The 16,935-nt window shown below is 58.2% G+C and carries 16 protein-coding genes; 15 read left to right on the top strand and 1 reads right to left on the bottom strand.

Annotated features, from left to right (window positions below):
- Positions 1-156: 156 nt before the first annotated feature.
- From ACHZCJ_RS04770 to ACHZCJ_RS04710, 13 genes are all read left to right on the top strand, one after another.
- Positions 157-552 carry a hypothetical protein gene (locus ACHZCJ_RS04770; RefSeq protein WP_394700037.1) on the top strand — a complete coding sequence of 132 codons (396 nt, stop codon included), beginning with the start codon at positions 157-159 and terminating at the stop codon, positions 550-552.
- Entirely contained in the window at positions 552-2,567 is a 2,016-nt protein-coding gene (gene nuoG, locus ACHZCJ_RS04765) for an NADH-quinone oxidoreductase subunit NuoG (protein ID WP_321324337.1), read from the top strand. Before ACHZCJ_RS04770 ends, nuoG begins: the two co-directional genes overlap by 1 nt.
- 160 nt (positions 2,568-2,727) lie before the next feature.
- Positions 2,728-3,786, top strand: a complete 1,059-nt coding sequence (nuoH, locus tag ACHZCJ_RS04760) for an NADH-quinone oxidoreductase subunit NuoH (RefSeq protein WP_321324335.1) — start codon at positions 2,728-2,730, stop codon at positions 3,784-3,786.
- Positions 3,783-4,268, top strand: a complete 486-nt coding sequence (gene nuoI, locus ACHZCJ_RS04755) for an NADH-quinone oxidoreductase subunit NuoI (RefSeq protein ID WP_321324333.1) — start codon at positions 3,783-3,785, stop codon at positions 4,266-4,268. Before nuoH ends, nuoI begins: the two co-directional genes overlap by 4 nt.
- Positions 4,269-4,476: 208 nt before the next feature.
- Positions 4,477-5,091 (top strand): NADH-quinone oxidoreductase subunit J, encoded by a 615-nt coding sequence (locus tag ACHZCJ_RS04750; RefSeq protein WP_159647867.1) that lies wholly within the window; start codon positions 4,477-4,479, stop codon positions 5,089-5,091.
- Positions 5,088-5,393 carry an NADH-quinone oxidoreductase subunit NuoK gene (gene nuoK, locus ACHZCJ_RS04745; protein WP_089132663.1) on the top strand — a complete coding sequence of 102 codons (306 nt, stop codon included), beginning with the start codon at positions 5,088-5,090 and terminating at the stop codon, positions 5,391-5,393. The genes ACHZCJ_RS04750 and nuoK overlap by 4 nt, the downstream gene beginning before the upstream one ends.
- 4 nt (positions 5,394-5,397) lie before the next feature.
- Entirely contained in the window at positions 5,398-7,398 is a 2,001-nt protein-coding gene (gene nuoL, locus ACHZCJ_RS04740) for an NADH-quinone oxidoreductase subunit L (protein WP_321324330.1), read from the top strand.
- Positions 7,398-8,936: an NADH-quinone oxidoreductase subunit M gene (locus ACHZCJ_RS04735; protein ID WP_321324327.1), complete on the top strand. Its 1,539-nt coding sequence runs from the start codon at positions 7,398-7,400 to the stop codon at positions 8,934-8,936. Before nuoL ends, ACHZCJ_RS04735 begins: the two co-directional genes overlap by 1 nt.
- Complete coding sequence (gene nuoN / locus ACHZCJ_RS04730; protein ID WP_321324325.1) at positions 8,936-10,390, top strand: NADH-quinone oxidoreductase subunit NuoN; 1,455 nt, start codon at positions 8,936-8,938, stop codon at positions 10,388-10,390. The genes ACHZCJ_RS04735 and nuoN overlap by 1 nt, the downstream gene beginning before the upstream one ends.
- The gene (locus ACHZCJ_RS04725; RefSeq protein WP_394700059.1) at positions 10,309-11,100 is read left to right on the top strand and encodes a biotin--[acetyl-CoA-carboxylase] ligase; all 792 of its coding nucleotides are present in this window, start codon (positions 10,309-10,311) and stop codon (positions 11,098-11,100) included. The genes nuoN and ACHZCJ_RS04725 overlap by 82 nt, the downstream gene beginning before the upstream one ends.
- A gap of 15 nt (positions 11,101-11,115) precedes the next feature.
- Entirely contained in the window at positions 11,116-11,898 is a 783-nt protein-coding gene (locus ACHZCJ_RS04720) for a type III pantothenate kinase (RefSeq protein WP_321324323.1), read from the top strand.
- A complete protein-coding gene (locus tag ACHZCJ_RS04715; RefSeq protein WP_321324321.1) occupies positions 11,895-13,535 on the top strand; it encodes a ribonuclease J in 1,641 nt (546 codons plus the stop codon). Before ACHZCJ_RS04720 ends, ACHZCJ_RS04715 begins: the two co-directional genes overlap by 4 nt.
- Positions 13,536-13,541: 6 nt before the next feature.
- Positions 13,542-13,820 (top strand): DUF1467 family protein, encoded by a 279-nt coding sequence (locus ACHZCJ_RS04710; protein ID WP_159641934.1) that lies wholly within the window; start codon positions 13,542-13,544, stop codon positions 13,818-13,820.
- A gap of 10 nt (positions 13,821-13,830) precedes the next feature.
- Here the strand turns inward: ACHZCJ_RS04710 and ACHZCJ_RS04705 are convergent, their stop codons facing one another.
- Positions 13,831-16,167: a hypothetical protein gene (locus ACHZCJ_RS04705; RefSeq protein WP_321324318.1), complete on the bottom strand. Its 2,337-nt coding sequence runs from the start codon at positions 16,165-16,167 to the stop codon at positions 13,831-13,833.
- 69 nt (positions 16,168-16,236) lie between these two features.
- On the opposite strand from ACHZCJ_RS04705, the gene ACHZCJ_RS04700 reads away from it, so the two are divergent.
- The gene (locus ACHZCJ_RS04700) at positions 16,237-16,545 is read left to right on the top strand and encodes an Hpt domain-containing protein (protein ID WP_159641940.1); all 309 of its coding nucleotides are present in this window, start codon (positions 16,237-16,239) and stop codon (positions 16,543-16,545) included.
- A gap of 128 nt (positions 16,546-16,673) precedes the next feature.
- Entirely contained in the window at positions 16,674-16,889 is a 216-nt protein-coding gene (locus ACHZCJ_RS04695; protein WP_321324316.1) for a hypothetical protein, read from the top strand.
- Positions 16,890-16,935 lie beyond the last annotated feature (46 nt).

Below are 16,935 nucleotides of genomic sequence, written 5' to 3'. Positions count from 1 at the left end.
GCGAAACATGACCGCCGGCGCGCAGAGGACATTTTGATTGGAGCGGACAACTCGGACGAAAATGTCAGAATGACAAAGTTGCTCGCCACGAAAAATCGCGGCTGCATCCCGGCGGGATCGGAAATAAAATTTTCCGGGTCGCTTTTCAGGGCTGCTTTGTCCGGTGCCTTGCTAAGTCGGAAATACCGCAGTGATGCGGTCGGCGACTATTCTTCTGTCGAGCCCCTCTACCGGGTCACAACATTAGCCGATGGTACGAGCGATGCGATCGTAAAAGCCATCGCCCTGAAGCAGTTCTCCGAATGTGTTTCCCGGATGGCTCCAGCCAAGACGCTCGCGCTTTTTGGTACAAAGCCATATTCGAACGACGAGGATGCGGCATTTGCATCCCTGCAAGCCGAAATGAGCCATTGTCTGCCGGTTTCCGAAGGCCAGCAATTCGGTTTCACCCGTCTAGAATTGCGAACGCTTCTTGCAGAAGTTGCTTATGAACTGGATATGAAATTGGCTCTGGGAATGGAAGCCACTGAAACAACCGAGGCGCAAAACTAATGCCTAAAGTCACCGTAGATGGCGTTGAAATCGAGGTTCCGCAGGGCGCGACTGTGCTGCAGGCGGCCGAGCTGGCGGGTAAGGAAATTCCACGTTTCTGTTACCATGAGCGGCTGTCCATCGCCGGCAATTGCCGCATGTGTCTGGTCGAGGTAAAGCCGGGACCACCGAAGCCGCAGGCGAGCTGCGCGCTGCCCGCTGCCGAAGGGCAGGAAATCCGCACCGACAGCGAAATGGTCAAGAAGGCGCGCGAAGGGGTGATGGAATTTCTCCTGATCAACCATCCGCTCGATTGCCCGATTTGCGACCAGGGCGGCGAATGCGATCTGCAGGATCAGGCCATGGCCTATGGCAAGGGCGGCTCGCGCTACGAAGAGAATAAGCGCGCGGTGACCGAGAAATATATGGGGCCGATCGTCAAGACTGCGATGACCCGCTGCATCCACTGCACCCGCTGCGTGCGCTTTGCCGAGGAAGTCGCCGGCGTCGAGGAAATTGGCGCTATTGGCCGAGGCGAGGGGATGGAGATTACCTCCTATCTCGAAGGCGCGGTGCACAGCGAACTCAGCGGCAATGTTGTCGACCTCTGCCCGGTTGGTGCGCTGACCAGCAAGCCTTACGCTTTTGAAGCGCGTTCCTGGGAATTGACCAAGACGCTCGGCATCGACGTGATGGACGGCGTCGGCACCAATATCCGCATCGACAGCCGTGGCCGTGAAGTGCTGCGCGCGCTGCCGCGCGTCAATGATGACGTAAACGAGGAATGGGCGACCGACAAGACCCGCCACGCCATCGATGGCCTGATGAAGCGCCGTCTCGACAAGCCTTATGTGCGCAAGAACGGCAAGCTGGAAGCCGCAAGCTGGAACGAAGCCTTCCAGGCGATTGCCGATGTGAACGCGGGCAGTTCTGTGGCCGCTATTGCCGGTGATCTGGTGGACTGCGAAACCATGTACGCGGCGAAAAAGCTGCTCAAGTCGATGAAATCGGACATGCTGGAAGGCCGCCAGACCGGACTGTCCTATGATGTCTCCAGTCTCGCTGCGGTGAATTTCAACTCTACCATCGCCGGTATCGAAGAAGCGGATGTGATCCTGCTTGTTTCGACCAACCCGCGCTGGGAAGCGTCGCTGGTCAATACCCGTATCCGCAAGGCCGTGCGCCAGCGCGGCGCGAAGGTTTACGGCATCGGGCCGGAAGCGGACCAGACCTATCCGGTCGAATGGCTGGGCGACGATATGGGCTTGCTGGCAAAACTCCCCAAGGCGCTTGCCGATGCACTGAAAGGGGCAGAGAAGCCCGCGATCATTCTCGGCGGTGGCGCGCTCAGCATCGAGGGCGCGCATGGCGCGGCGCTCAAGCTGGCCAGCAAATACAAGCTGGTCCGCGATGGCTGGAACGGTTTCAACGTCCTGCATATCGGGGCCTCGCGCACCGGCGGGCTCATGCTCGGCTATGCCTCTGACGGCGGGATCAAGGCGATTGCGGCGAAGCAGCCGAAGCTGGTCTTTGCACTGGGCGCGGATGAAACCGACTTTTCCCAATTCAACAAGAGCTTCAAGGTCTATATCGGCCATCATGGCGATGCCGGTGCCCATGCGGCGGATGTCATTCTGCCGGGGGCTGCCTATACCGAGAAAAATGGCACCTATGTCAATCTCGAGGGCCGTGTGCAGCGTTCGAACAAGGCGATCTTTGCGCCGGGTGACGCGCGCGAGGACTGGACCATCTTGCGGGCCTTGTCCGATGTGATGGGCAAGACGCTGCCGTTCGACAGTTTTGAAGAATTGCGCGCCAATATGGCGAAGGACCATCCCGAACTGGCCGCAGAAGGTCTGGTGACGCTCGCATGGTCGCCGCCAACCGGATTGCCGGACAAGCCAGCAGGGCAGGGCGTCCATCCGGTCAAGGATTTCTACCTGACCAACAGCATCGCCCGCGCCAGCGCGACCATGCAGCGCTGTTCCGCGGAACTGCTGCACGCCGATGACGAGATTATGGAGGCGGCAGAGTGAATAATGTGACTGCCATTTTTCCTCCTTGTGCGAAGCACGGGGAGGGGGATCATCCGCAGGATGGTGGAGGGGCACCGCGCCACCTCACTGCGTTCGGCCCCTCCGCCACGCCTTCGGCGCGCCACCTCCCCAAAGCGGCGCTTCAGGGAGGAAATATTAGATGACCGAATTTCTCCAATCCACATTCCTTGGCGCTGAGCTCGGCTGGTTCGTGGCCACGCTGGCGTTGATCCTGCTGATCGCGCTGCCGCTGATGCTGGCTGTCGCGATGATCATCTATGTCGACCGCAAGGTCTGGGCAGCAATGGCGTTGCGGCGTGGTCCCAATGTGGTCGGGCCCTTTGGCTTGCTGCAATCATTTGCCGATGGTCTGAAAGTGTTCCTGCAGGAAACGATTATTCCGTCGAGCGCCAACAAGGGCCTGTTCCTGCTGGCGCCGATCATCACCTTTACCGTGGCCCTGCTGGCCTGGGCGGTGATTCCGTTCGGCGATGGCATGGTGTTGGCCAATATCAATATCGGCTTGCTCTATATTCTCGCGATCAGTTCGCTAGGGGTCTATGGCGTAGTTATCGCCGGTTGGGCGAGTAACTCGAAATATCCGTTTTTCTCCGCCATGCGCGCCGCCGCGCAGATGATTTCCTATGAAGTCTCGATCGGCTTCATCCTGATCTCGGTGGTATTGTTCGCGGGGACATTCAATCTTTCCGATATCGTGCTTTCGCAGGAAGGCCATATATTCGGTCTCGTTAATGCCTATGGCCTGAACCCGCTGTTGTTCCCGATGGCGGTAATATTCCTGATCGCCTCGATGGCGGAAACCGCGCGGCATCCCTTTGACCTGACCGAGGCGGAGAGCGAGCTGGTCGCCGGTTACCAGACCGAATATAGCTCGATGAGTTTCGCCCTGTTCTGGCTGGGTGAATATGCCAATATCCTGCTGATGTGCGCGCTCAACGCGATCCTCTTCTGGGGTGGCTGGCTGCCGCCGCTGGATGTCGACTGGATCCCGTGGTTCGATATTCCGGGTATCGTCTGGCTGTTCGGCAAGATGTTCTTTTTCTTCTTCATCTTCAGCTGGGTGATGGCGACGGTTCCGCGCTACCGCTATGACCAGCTGATGCGTCTGGGCTGGAAGATATTCCTGCCGCTTAGCCTGCTCTGGGTGTTCCTGGTCAGCGGCTATGTGATGATTGACAAGTTTGGATTGCCGCTATGAGTATTGCACAAACCATCAAGGCCTTCACGCTTTGGGAATTTATCGGCGCGCATTTGCTGACGCTGAAATATTTCTTCAAGCCGAAGAAGACGATCAACTATCCCTATGAAAAGAACCCGATTTCGCCGCGGTTCCGGGGGGAGCATGCGCTGCGCCGCTATCCCAATGGCGAGGAACGCTGCATCGCCTGCAAGCTGTGCGAAGCGGTCTGCCCGGCGCAGGCGATCACGATCGAGGCCGAACCGCGCGAAGACGGTTCGCGCCGGACCACGCGCTATGACATTGACATGACCAAGTGCATCTACTGCGGTTTCTGTCAGGAAGCCTGTCCGGTCGATGCGATCGTCGAGGGGCCGAATTTCGAATATGCAACGGAAACGCGTGAAGAGCTGATTTACGACAAGTCGAAGCTGCTCGAAAACGGCGATAAATGGGAGCGGGCAATCGCGGCAAACCTTGCCGCCGATGCGCCCTATCGGTAATGGGCGCTGTGATGATTGAGATGGGGGCCTTTTTGCAAAATTGCGCTGTATATTTCTTCCCGATGCGTAGCATGGGGAGGGGGAGCAACCGCAGGTTGGTGGAGGGGGCGAGTGCGCAGCGCTCGCTTCGTTCGCGGCCCCTCCGTCACGCCTTCGCCAAGGCTTCGGCGCGCCACCTCCCCAAAGCTTCGTTTCAGGGAGGAAGTGTATAATGCAAATATTCGCTTTCTATCTCTTCGCATCCATCGTGCTTGCCAGTGGTGCCCTGTGCATTTTCTCGCGCAACCCGGTGCATAGCGTCTTGTGGCTGATCCTGGCCTTCTTCAATGCGGCGGGACTGATGCTGCTGGTCGGCGCGGAGTTTATCGCGGCGCTGCTGGTCATCGTCTATGTTGGTGCGGTCGCGGTATTGTTCCTGTTTGTCGTGATGATGCTCGACATTGATTTTGCCGAATTGCGCGCCGGGTTCATGAAGAACCTGCCGCTCGGTCTGTTGCTCGCGCTGGTGCTGGTGGTCGAGATTATCTTTGGTGTCGGTACCTGGCAGTCTGCCGGTATGGGCGAGGCCACCGCTGCGGTCGGCCTGCCCGAAGGCGCGCCGTCGAATATCGAGCAGCTGGGCGCCTTGCTGTACAGCAAATATGTCTTCCTGTTCGAGGCCGCGGGCATGATCTTGCTGGTCGCGATGGTCGGTGCAATCGTGCTGACCCTGCGAACCCGTGGCGGCGTGCGCAAGCAGAATGTCGCCGATCAGGTCGCCCGGCGTCCCGAAGACGCGACCCGCAACACACAGCCAGAAGTTGGCAAGGGAGTGGAATTGTGATCGGCATTGAACATTATCTCGTTGTCAGCTCGATCCTGTTCGTGATGGGCATGCTCGGCATCTTTCTCAATCGCAAGAATGTCATCATCATCCTGATGGCGATCGAACTGATCCTGCTCGCGGTGAACCTCAACTTTGTCGCGTTCAGCGCCTTTCTCGGCGATATGACCGGGCAGATTTTCGCCATGTTCATCCTGACCGTGGCGGCAGGCGAGGCCGCTATCGGGCTGGCCATTCTCGTGATCTATTTCCGTCAGCGCGGCACGATTGCCGTCGATGATGTCAACCGGATGAAGGGATAAGACCTTGGCTATCCAGCTAATCGTATTCCTGCCGCTGCTGGCAGCAATCGTCGCCGGTTTCGGCAATCGTATCATCGGCAATGTGCCGGCCAAGATCGTCACCACCGGCGCGCTGTTCGCGTCCTGTGCGCTGAGCTGGCCGATCTTTCTCGGCTTTCTGGGCGGATCCAGCTCCGCCGAGGTCGTGCCGGTCCTGACCTGGCTGATTTCCGGGGACCTGCAATTTAACTGGGCGCTGCGCGTCGACACGCTGACCGCCGTGATGCTGGTGGTGGTGACCACCGTGTCCGCGCTCGTGCATCTCTATAGCTGGGGCTATATGGACGAAGATCCGGACCAGCCACGTTTCTTCGCCTATCTGTCGCTCTTCACCTTCGCCATGCTGATGCTGGTGACCGCCGACAATCTGGTCCAGATGTTCTTTGGCTGGGAAGGCGTGGGACTGGCCTCCTATCTGCTGATCGGCTTCTGGTTCAAGAAACCGAGCGCCAATGCGGCTGCAATCAAGGCTTTTGTCGTCAACCGCGTTGGCGACCTCGGGTTCATGCTCGGTATTTTCGCGACATTTCTGGTCTTCGGAACGGTCTCGATCCCCGAAATCCTCGAAGCCGCTCCGGGAATGGCCGGATCCACGATCACCTTTGCCGGCATGCGTCTCGACACGATGACGATCATCTGCCTGCTATTGTTTGTTGGCGCGATGGGCAAATCCGCGCAGCTCGGTCTGCACACCTGGTTGCCGGACGCGATGGAAGGGCCGACCCCGGTGTCGGCGCTGATCCACGCGGCCACGATGGTGACCGCAGGCGTGTTCATGGTCTGCCGCCTGTCGCCGATGTTCGAAACCAGCGATGTTGCGCTGACTGTCGTGACGGTTGTCGGGGCCTGTACGGCGATATTCGCCGCGACCGTTGGTCTGGTCCAGAATGATATCAAGCGGGTGATCGCTTATTCCACCTGTTCGCAGCTCGGCTATATGTTCTTTGCCGCCGGCGTTGGTGCCTATAATGTGGCGATGTTCCACCTGTTCACCCACGCCTTCTTCAAGGCTTTGCTGTTCCTCGGCGCCGGTTCGGTGATCCACGCGATGCACCACGAGCAGGACATGCGCTATTATGGCGGCCTGCGGAAAGAAATCCCGCTGACCTTCTGGGCGATGATGGCCGGTACGCTGGCGATCACCGGTGTCGGTATCTACTGGCTGCACGCGGGCTTTGCCGGCTTCCACTCCAAGGACGCGATTATCGAGGCGGCCTTCGCCTCGGGCAGCGAAACCGGCCAGTTCGCCTTCTTCATCGGCGTGCTCGCCGCCTTGCTGACCAGCTTCTACAGCTGGCGCCTGATGTTCCTGACCTTCTGGGGCAAGCCGCGCTGGATCCAGTCCGAGCATATCCAGCACAGCGTTCACAAGACGCCGGAAGAGGCTGGTGCTGACCAGACCGGTGGCTATCACCCGCATGAAAGTCCGTTATCTATGCTGATTCCTCTCGGCGTTCTCTCCATCGGTGCTGTTTTTGCCGGCTTTGTGTTCAGCCATGCCTTTATCGACGATGGCGCGTTCTGGAACGGATCCATTGCCTATGACGCCGGCCTGATGCACGCGATGCACGAAGTGCCGCTGTGGGTGAAATTGTCCGCGACCGTGGCCATGCTGACCGGTCTCGCAACCGCTTATTTCATGTATTTCCGGGGTACAGACCGTCCGGCAAGACTGGCTGCGACCTTCAGTCCGCTATACAATTTCTTCTTCAACAAATGGTATTTTGACGAGTTGTACAATCTCATCTTCATCCGCCCCGCATTCTGGCTGGGCCGGAAATTCTGGAAGACCGGGGACGAAGGCACGATCGATCGCTTCGGTCCCAACGGGATCGCATCGGTGATCGCCAGTGGCTCCGGCGTGATGAAACGCTTCCAGAGCGGCTATCTCTATAGCTACGCGCTCGTCATGCTGCTGGGTCTGGCGGCCGCAGCGACCTGGGTCATCATGCGGGGAGCCAGCTAATGAACCAGCTTGATTTTCCTATCCTGTCGCTGATGATGGGCCTGCCGATGCTGGCAGCGATTATCTGTCTGTTCCTCAACGCACAGGCGGCGCGCTGGCTGGCGCTGGTGACGACGCTGGTGCTGTTTGGCCTCGGCGTGGTGCTTTGGGCCAATTATGATATTGGTGGCCCGCAGTGGCAATATGTCGAGCGATCCGATCTGTTCGGCAATTTTGCCTGGGCCCTGGGTATCGACGGCATCTCGATGATGCTGATCATGCTCACGGTCTTCCTGATGCCGATCTGTATCGGTGCCAGTTGGGAATCGATCCAGACGCGAGTCGGCGAATATATGGCAGCCTTCCTGTTCATGGAGGTGCTGATGATCGGTGTCTTTGCGGCGCAGGATATCTTCCTCTTCTACATCCTTTTCGAAGCGGGCCTGATCCCGATGTATCTGATTATCGGTATCTGGGGCGGCGCGAACCGGATTTACGCCAGCTATAAATTTTTCCTCTACACCTTGCTCGGATCGGTGGTGATGCTGATCGCGATGCTGTGGATGGTGCAGGATGCCGGCACCAGCGACATTCCGACCCTGCTCAACTATGATTTCGCGCCCGAGGCACAGACATGGCTGTGGCTGGCCTTCTTCGCCAGCTTCGCGGTGAAGATGCCGATGTGGCCGGTCCACACCTGGCTGCCCGACGCGCACGTTCAGGCGCCGACCGCCGGTTCGGTGATTCTGGCAGGCGTATTGCTGAAAATGGGTGGTTATGGCTTCCTGCGCTTCTCGCTGCCGATGTTCCCCGAAGCGTCCGAGCAGTTCATCTGGCTGGTCTTCGGCCTGTCGATGGTGGCCGTGGTCTACACGTCTCTCGTGGCGCTGGTGCAGCAGGATATGAAGAAGCTGATCGCTTATTCGTCGGTTGCCCATATGGCGATTGTTACGCTCGGCCTGTTCGCGTTTAACCGTCAGGGCATCGAAGGCGCGGTCATCGTCATGCTGAGCCATGGTCTGGTGTCCGGCGCGCTCTTCCTTTGTGTCGGCGTCATCTACGACCGGCTGCATACGCGTGAGATCGATCGCTACGGCGGGTTGGCGATCAACATGCCGAAATATGCCATTCTATTCATGCTGTTCACCATGGCCTCTATCGGTCTGCCGGGCACCAGCGGTTTCGTCGGCGAATTTCTCTCGCTGGTCGGCCTGTACAAGGTTAACAGCTGGGTGACGCTGGTCGCCACGACGGGGATCATCCTCGGCGCCGGCTATATGCTCTATCTCTATCGCCGGGTGGCGTTCGGGGAGCTTGTCCACGAGGACGTAAAAGCCATGCCGGATCTTTCCGCACGGGAAATGGCGCTGCTCGCGCCGATCGCCGCTGCGGTAATGTGGATGGGTGTCTATCCCGAAAGCTTCATGGCGCCGATCCGCGGTGATGTTGGCGCGCTGGTTGCGCGTATCGATCGCGCGGCTCCGGAAGGCGATGCGCATCTTAAAATGGGAGAGGCCAAGGCCGTGACCCAGGACGAAGTTCATGGGGAGGCCCACTGATGGATATCGGAAATTCCCTTTATCTGGTTGCACCGGAAGTATTTCTCACGGTTTCCAGTCTGATCCTGCTGCTGATTGCGGCCTGGGGCGGCGAAAAATCGGCGCGCCTGGTGACAATATTGTCGGCCGCTGCGCTGTTTGGCGCCTCGATCCTGTTGATGGTTCTGGCCCATATGCCCGAATTCAAGGGCGGGGTGTACGCCTTTGACGGCCAGTATAGTATGGACGCCTTCGGCAGTTCCGCGAAGTTCCTGATCTACATCGCCGCCATTGTCTCCCTGATGATCGCACCGCGATTCTTTCAGGCGGGCGGCAAATATCGTCCGGAATATCCGGTCCTGATCCTGTTTGCCTGCGTCGGCATGGGGATGATGGTGTCGGCGACCGACATGATGACCCTTTATATCGGTCTCGAACTGAACAGCCTGTCGGCCTATGTTCTGGCCAGCTTCATCCGCACCGATGTGCGTTCGTCCGAAGCGGGGCTGAAATATTTCGTGCTGGGCGCGCTGGCCAGCGGGATGCTGCTCTTCGGCATTTCCCTAGTCTACGGTTTTGCCGGTTCGACCAGTTTTGCGGTGATCGGCGAGACGCTGAGCGGTGATCTGTCCACCGGTCCGCTGATCGGTCTGGTGCTGGTTCTCTCGGGACTGGCCTTCAAGATCAGCGCCGTACCGTTCCATATGTGGACGCCCGACGTCTACGAAGGCGCTCCGACACCGGTCAGCACCTTCTTCGCCAGCGCGCCGAAAGTGGCCGCGGTGGCGCTGACGGCGCGGGTCATTATCGAAGCCTTTGGCGGCCAGACATCTGCCTGGCAGCAGATCATCATATTTGTCGCGTTGGCCTCGATCATTCTCGGTGCGGTTGCCGCGATCGGACAACAGAATATCAAGCGTCTGCTCGCCTATAGCTCGATCAACAATGTCGGTTTCCTGCTGATCGGCCTGGCTGCCGGTACGCCGGAGGGCATTTCGGCGATGATGTTCTATCTCGCCATTTATGTCGCGATGACGCTGGGCAGCTTTATCTGCGTGCTGGAAATGCGCGACAAGGACGGCAGGCCGCTGGAAAGCCTTTCCAGCCTTGCCGGACTGTCGCAGACGCGTCCCGGTCTGGCTGCCGCATTTGCGGTGTTCATGTTCTCGCTTGCCGGTATCCCGCCGCTCTTCGGTTTCTGGGGCAAGTTCCTGGTCTTTGATGCCGCCGTAGCCGCCGGCATGTTGCCGCTCGCGGTAATCGGTATTGCGGCATCGGTGATCGGTGCCTTCTACTATATCAAGGTCGTCAAGATCATCTATTTTGATGATCCATCGGGCGAGATTGTCGCGACCGGGCACAAGACCGAAAACGGTCTGATCGCGCTCATGGCATTGTTTGTCTCTCCGCTTGGCTATCTGGCAATCCCGTTCATGGCGCCGATAACCAACGCTGCTGCGGCGTCGCTTTTCTGACTATATTCGTAGAGACTGTTGCCGAGACCGCATCGACCAATGCGGATGTGAAGGCGCTGGCTCTGGCCGGTAGCGCACCGGAAGGCTTCTGGCTGCGCGCCGAGACGCAGACCGGCGGGGTAGGGCGCCGGGGCCGCAAATGGGAAAGCCCGCAAGGCAATCTCTTTTGCAGCACGATCGTGGATTTGCGGCCCGGGAATCCGGAACCGTCTTCGCTGTCCTTTGTTGCCGGACTGGCCGTTTATGCCACCCTTCGCAACTTTCTGCCCGATGCGCCGATGCTCCTCAAATGGCCCAATGACGTGCTGGTGTCGGACGCGAAAATTTGCGGTGTCTTGCTGGAGCGGGTGAAGGAGCAGGTGGTGGTCGGTATCGGTGTAAACATCGCCCAGGCGCCACAGGTCGAGGGACGGGCGGTGACCAGCCTGAAACAGGAGGGGGCGATCACCGACGCCGCTGCGTTTCTGGACCGGCTGTCGAAAGAGTTTGAGGCCTGGGTGACGCTCTGGCGCGAAGCGGGGCTGGCCAGGATATTGAAAGAATGGCAGATGCTGGCGCATCCGGTTGGAATGACGGTCACAACCAGCGACATTGGTGGCGACAAAATCAGCGGCAAGTTCGCCGGCCTGACCGCCGACGGTGCGCTGCGCTTGAGAAAAGCCGACGGAACGCTTATCGAAATACGCGCCGGTGATATTTCCATCGGCTGAACAGAAGAGTCGCTTATGCTATTGGCCATAGATGCCGGAAATACCAATGTCGTGTTCGCTCTGTTTGACGGCGACGACATTCGTGCGCGCTGGCGGATCGCCACCGATGCCCGTCGCACAGCGGACGAATATGTCGTCTGGCTCAGGCAGCTGCTTGAGCTCGAAGGGCTGGAGCTGGGCGCCGTCGATGCGGTGATCATCGGAACCGTTGTTCCGCGCGCGTTGCATAATCTGACGGTTCTTTCTGAAAAATATTTTGGCGTGAGCCCGCTGATTGCCGGCCGTGACGCTGCGCACTGGGGTATTGCGCTCGATGTCGAACAGCCCGACAGCGTGGGCGCGGACCGCGTGCTCAACGTAATCGCCGCGCACCAAAAATACGGACAGGATATCGTCATCATCGATTTCGGGACGGCGACCACCTTCGACGTTGCCGATTATCAAGGCGCCTATAAGGGCGGTGTTATCGCCCCCGGGATCAATCTCTCGCTCGATGCGCTGGTCGGCAAGACCGCGCAATTGCCACGGATCGCACTGGAATCGCCGCAAGATGACAATGTGATCGGCACAACCACCGAAAGCCAGATGCTGATCGGCATCTTCTGGGGCTATGTCGCGATGATCGAAGGTCTGGTAGCGCGCACGAAAGCACAAATCGGCCGCCCGACGAAGATCATTGCTACCGGCGGATTAGCCGTACTTTTTGACGAACATACAGATGTATTCGATCATCTGGAATCGGACCTGACTCTTCAGGGCCTGCATTTCCTCTATCAGCGAGCAACACACGCTTCATGACAAAAGCTAAAAAAGAACTTCTCTTCCTGGCCCTTGGCGGTTCGGGCGAAATCGGCATGAACGTCAATCTTTATGGCTGTGACGGCAAATGGGTGATGGTGGATCTCGGCATGACCTTCGCCGATCCCAGCTATCCGGGGATCGACCTGATCCTGCCCGATCTCGAATTTATCGAGAAAAACCAGAAGGACCTGCTCGGTATCGTGCTGACCCACGGGCACGAGGATCATATTGGCGCGGTTCCCTATTTTGCCGCCGATCTGGATGTGCCATTGTTTGCGACGCCGTTCACGGCGGGTCTGATCCGGCGCAAGCTGGAAGAGGTTGGCCTGCAAAATGATGTCGAACTGAATATCATTCCCAATGAGGGCAGTTTTGATCTCGGCCCGTTCGGTTTCCGCTACCTGCCGATTGCGCATTCTATTGCCGAGGGCAATGCGATGCTGATTGACACGCCTTATGGCCGGATTTTTCACACTGGTGACTGGAAGCTGGATGACGAGCCGGTGCTTGGCGTGCCGTCGACTCCCGAGGAATTGCAGAAAATAGGCGACGAGGGCGTCCTCGCGATGGTTTGCGATTCGACCAATGTCTTCAACACCAATGCTTCCGGTTCGGAAGGCGAAGTCCGTCGCAATCTGATGCGCGTGGTCGATGAAATCGACACCCGCGTCGTGATAACCACCTTTGCCTCCAATGCCGCCCGGTTACAGACCTTGGGCGAGGTTGCCATCCACGCGGGCCGGAAGCTCTGCGTCGCCGGCCGCTCGCTCGACCGGATCATCGAAAATTGCCGCGAAAACGGCTATCTCAAGGATTTTCCGCCGACGGTAGATTTCCAGGAAGCAATGAGCCTGCCGCGCCACGAAATCATGATTATAGCCACGGGCGGACAGGGCGAGGCGCGGGCCGCGCTGGGCCGGATCGCCGGCGACAGCCACCAGATCAAGCTTTCCGAGGGCGATCATGTGCTCTTCTCGTCGAAGCAGATTCCCGGCAATGAAATCGCCATTGGCCGGATCCAGAACCAGCTGGCGGCCAAAGGCGTGGTGATGATCACCGAACGGCAGGAGCATATCCATGTCTCTGGTCATCCCGGTCAGCCGGAGCTGGCGCAAATGTATGACTGGATCAAACCGGAAATCCTGGTGCCGGTCCATGGCGAGATCCGCCATATGAAAACCCAGGCCGCCTTTGGTCTTGAGCACGGCATTCCCAAAGCGATCTTCCAGCAGAATGGCGATGTCGTCCGGCTGGCACCCAATGGCCCGAAAATATTGGGGCAGGAGCGGACCGGGCGGCTTGTTGTTGACGGCGATGTGATCATTCCGGCTGACGGAAAAACCCTGAACGAGCGCCGCAAATCTGCTCATAACGGCCTGATTTCGGTTGCCATCGGCCTCGACCACAAGGGGAAAATTTTTGGCCAGCCGGTGCTGAAACTCAACGGCGTTCCGCTGGAGGAAGACGAAGAAGATTTTCTCGACGAGGTCATCGACAAGATTGTTGGCAAATATAGCCAGCCGGTCGGCGATATCGACAAGTTCAACGAAGCAATCCGGCTGCTGGTGCGCCGCAGTGCAACCGAGTGGACGGGCAAGAAGCCCATTGTTTCGGTACTGACGGTGGAGGCTTAGCGGACCTTGGAACTCACTTCGATCATTGCGATTTATGTGCTTTTCTGGGTGACGGCAGCCTTCATCGTGCTGCCCATCGGCATCCGGAACCATCATGAATCCGGGGTCGAGATGGTCAAGGGACAGGCGGATGGAGCGCCGGCCAACTTTCGGCCGTTGCGCGTGTTGCTGATGACCACATTGCTGGCAACGGCGGCGTTCGGTCTATTCTATCTCAACTATGCCAATGGCTGGATCACGCTCGACACGATCGATATTTTCAACAGCCGGGAACGGATGCGCTAGGCGACCGATGCTAGTTGCGCAGGCGCTCGATCGCCTGGGCCAGCGCCACATAGAGCTTGCCGACGTCGGATGACAGCAGAGTCACGCTGATTGCGCTGCCATCGCGGGTGGCGAGCACGCCGCGCAGCATGGCCTCGAAATCGTGGATATAGCGGTTAACATGCTCGCGGAATTCGTCATTGCCGGAATATTGGGCGAGGATTTCGCGCACTTCCCGGTTGTCGAGCAGGCGAACCGCCCGACGGGTGAAAATACCGCGATCGCCTTTCAGATAGGCGGCCCATTCGGTGTCGGTAACGTCGTTCGACAAAATCTTGCCGACATCGATCGAGATGGAATTGAGCGATTCCGTAAGCTGCGCCACCCGCCGGGTGAAATTCTCGTCGCTGCTCTGCTCGGCTTTCTCTTTGGCAAACAGGATACGCTGTTCCAGCTTTGTCGTCATATCTTCGATGGCGGCGAGCTGGTCGGCAAGATGGGCAGCGGTCGACTCGGTGGTTATGACAGCGCTTGAAACGGCCTGCTCCAGTTTCGGAGCAATCGAGGCGATCTTGTCGTCGATAATCCGGTTCAGCGCCTCTTCGCTCATTTTCTCGAACGTTTCGGTCGAGCCGGCAATGGAATTTTCGAGCGCCTGACGCGAATGTTCCGACGCCTGTTTTGCGGTCTCTTTCACCCGCAACAGCGCAGTGATCATCTTCTCGCCGGCGCTCTCGGCTAGCGATTCATTCTGTTCGCGCACCGCTTCGATGGCTTTTGCAATATCATCAATCTGCTCGACCACCGACTTGCTGGTATCGTCGCTCCTGTCGCGCAACTTGCCCAGCTGTTCCTGTTGTTTGGTAATCGAATGATCGGTCTGGGCAACCTGCTGGGCGACCCTGCCGGCATCTTCCTGTGCCTTGCGGGCTTCGCGGGCGATCTGGCTGTAAAGTGCCAGACTTTCCTGCGATTTCTCTGTCACGCGCTCAAAAGCCGTGGGCAGGGTTTCGTCCATTTCCCGAGCGCTGCTGTCGAGTGCGACCAGCAGCCGCTCCATCCTTTCGATCATGCCATCGGCAACGGCATAGCCATTTTCCAGCGACTGTTTCAGCGCTTCGCTATTCTGTTCCATGGCGGTCATGGCAAAGGCCAGCTTGGCCGTCTTGTCCCCGCTCTCATTGTCGAGATTTGCGAGATTCTCGGCAATGTCGGTGATATTCCGATCGAGCGTCTCGGCAAGGGTTTTTAGGCGGACTTCTTCTTCGTCGGCTATTTTTCCCGCGCTTGCCAGAGCGGTTTCCAGCGCGTCCAGATCGGCCCGCATCGCTGTGGTGGAATCCGAAGCTTCCGTGGCGAGCCGTGCCCGTGTCTTGTGGATGGTTTCAACGGTTTCTGATGTGGTTTTCCGCAACAGGGCTGCCAACTGCTCCGATCCGGCTTCGGCTTCCTGCAACTGTTCCGCCAAGCTGGCCTTGATCCGCTCGGCTTCAACGGCCAGATTTTCAACCGACAGCGTGGATTTGTCAGTCAGGGTGGTCAGGCTCTTTTCGGCCGCCGTGCCAACCTCACCGATTTTCCTGAGCGTCGAAACCATTGCCGCCATTTCGGTCTGGGCGGTACGTCCGGCATTGCCGATCTGGTTGGTTACATCCTTTGCGGTGTTGATTACCACCGGCAGATGTTCGCGCAGCTGCTCGAGATTCTTGTAGGCAGCGCCACCGACATCATCCAGTTTCTGCATCTTGTCCAGCCCGTCATCCAGCGATTTCCGGATCAGGCCAGCAGCGGTGGTGAGCTTGCCCGATGACTGCTCTCCGAGAAACTCCAGTTCCCGGCTTTCCTGACTGAGAAATTCCCGGGCGACGCTAAGCTCATTATTGACGGTCTTCAATCGGGCTTCGAGCAATTCTGATTCAGTGCGCAGCGAGAGGCCGACATCGGAAAAGCGGCCGGCTTCACGGGTGCTGTTACGCATGTAGAGCAGATAGGCAATGCCCAGCGTGGCAATAGGCAGGCACCATTGGCTGAACAGGTCAATTCCGGCCTTGGGAGTCACCATTGTTGTAAATATGTCGCGGTAGGCCCAGAGGAAAAACGCGGTCCAGCCTATTGCGATCATGGTTAACAGCAGCAGCGGCAGCAGGCGCGACCGGGCAGGGGCCGAAGCCGCATCTTCGGCATAATAATCCCAGTTGTCATCCGGTGAACCATCGTCGTTTTCGCGGTTTTCTTCTGAAAGATCATGCGGTTCCGCAGTCAGGTCTGGCGCTTCGCTTTCGATGCCTGCGGTTGATTCTGTCTGGTCCTCGCCGGCACTTTCGTCCCGGTCGCGCCACATCCCGATTATCTTTGATTCACCTGCCATGGGGACTATTTAACACAATATCGGGCCTTAGAAACCATAAGTTAACCATATTGCTTGTAAACGGCTGGAATGTCATTTGATTATGGAGCTCTGGATGCCGCTCTGACGGCTGCGGTGGGGGACGATCAGCCCCTTATTGCAGAATTGCGTGCGGCGTTTCTGGAGAGCGCGAAGCGGCAGGTTGATTTGCTAGGGAGAGCGCGCTGTGATGCCAATTGGGAATATGCGGCCTGGCGTCTGAAAGGTCTGGCTGCGAGCTTCTCCGCGACCAGGATCCTGCAACTGGCGGACGAGGCAGCCCATAGCGCACCCGGCGATCCGGTCATCCTGCGAAAACTGGAACGCGCGGTTTCCGCGGTCGAGGCGCACCGGGACTGAAATCCCGGCTTCGGCACGTCGAGCTCTCCGGCATCGCCCGAATTTAGAGGAATGTCACGGGTCAAGTTTTCGCTTCTGCCTTTGTTGCACATATTGCCCGGTTCGCACCTTTCAGCCATGAAAGCCCGATGAAATATGCGAAGATAATTCTCACGGCGCTTGTCTTGGTCTTGTTTGGCTGGTGGCTGCTTATTGAGAACTCGTTCATCGCAGATCCCGGACATCTGTCTGGTTATATACAGTTCGGATCCTGGCTTTCCATTGCGGTTTTAACCATTGTTGAGTCGAAGAACAGGCGTGCCAGCGGCAACAAGGAACCATCCGCTGCTTGGAGTGGCACGTAAGTCGTGCTGGCAACCGGCGGGGCAGCGATCATATTCCTTGCCGATG

The organism is uncultured Parasphingorhabdus sp. (genome assembly GCF_963677535.2).
Classification (GTDB): Bacteria; Pseudomonadota; Alphaproteobacteria; order Sphingomonadales; family Sphingomonadaceae; genus Parasphingorhabdus.
The sequence above is the reverse complement of the archived record's forward strand: the minus strand, read 5'-3'. Positions and strand labels throughout refer to the sequence as shown.

Coding starts and splice junctions, on each gene's coding strand:
- ACHZCJ_RS04720 (WP_321324323.1), top strand. CDS start 11,116: ATGCTATTGGCCATAGATGCCGGAAATACCAATGTCGTGTTCGCTCTG.
- nuoI (WP_321324333.1), top strand. CDS start 3,783: ATGAGTATTGCACAAACCATCAAGGCCTTCACGCTTTGGGAATTTATC.
- ACHZCJ_RS04715 (WP_321324321.1), top strand. CDS start 11,895: ATGACAAAAGCTAAAAAAGAACTTCTCTTCCTGGCCCTTGGCGGTTCG.
- ACHZCJ_RS04705 (WP_321324318.1), bottom strand. CDS start 16,167: ATGGCAGGTGAATCAAAGATAATCGGGATGTGGCGCGACCGGGACGAA.
- nuoH (WP_321324335.1), top strand. CDS start 2,728: ATGACCGAATTTCTCCAATCCACATTCCTTGGCGCTGAGCTCGGCTGG.
- ACHZCJ_RS04735 (WP_321324327.1), top strand. CDS start 7,398: ATGAACCAGCTTGATTTTCCTATCCTGTCGCTGATGATGGGCCTGCCG.
- nuoG (WP_321324337.1), top strand. CDS start 552: ATGCCTAAAGTCACCGTAGATGGCGTTGAAATCGAGGTTCCGCAGGGC.
- nuoN (WP_321324325.1), top strand. CDS start 8,936: ATGGATATCGGAAATTCCCTTTATCTGGTTGCACCGGAAGTATTTCTC.
- ACHZCJ_RS04695 (WP_321324316.1), top strand. CDS start 16,674: ATGAAATATGCGAAGATAATTCTCACGGCGCTTGTCTTGGTCTTGTTT.
- ACHZCJ_RS04700 (WP_159641940.1), top strand. CDS start 16,237: ATGTCATTTGATTATGGAGCTCTGGATGCCGCTCTGACGGCTGCGGTG.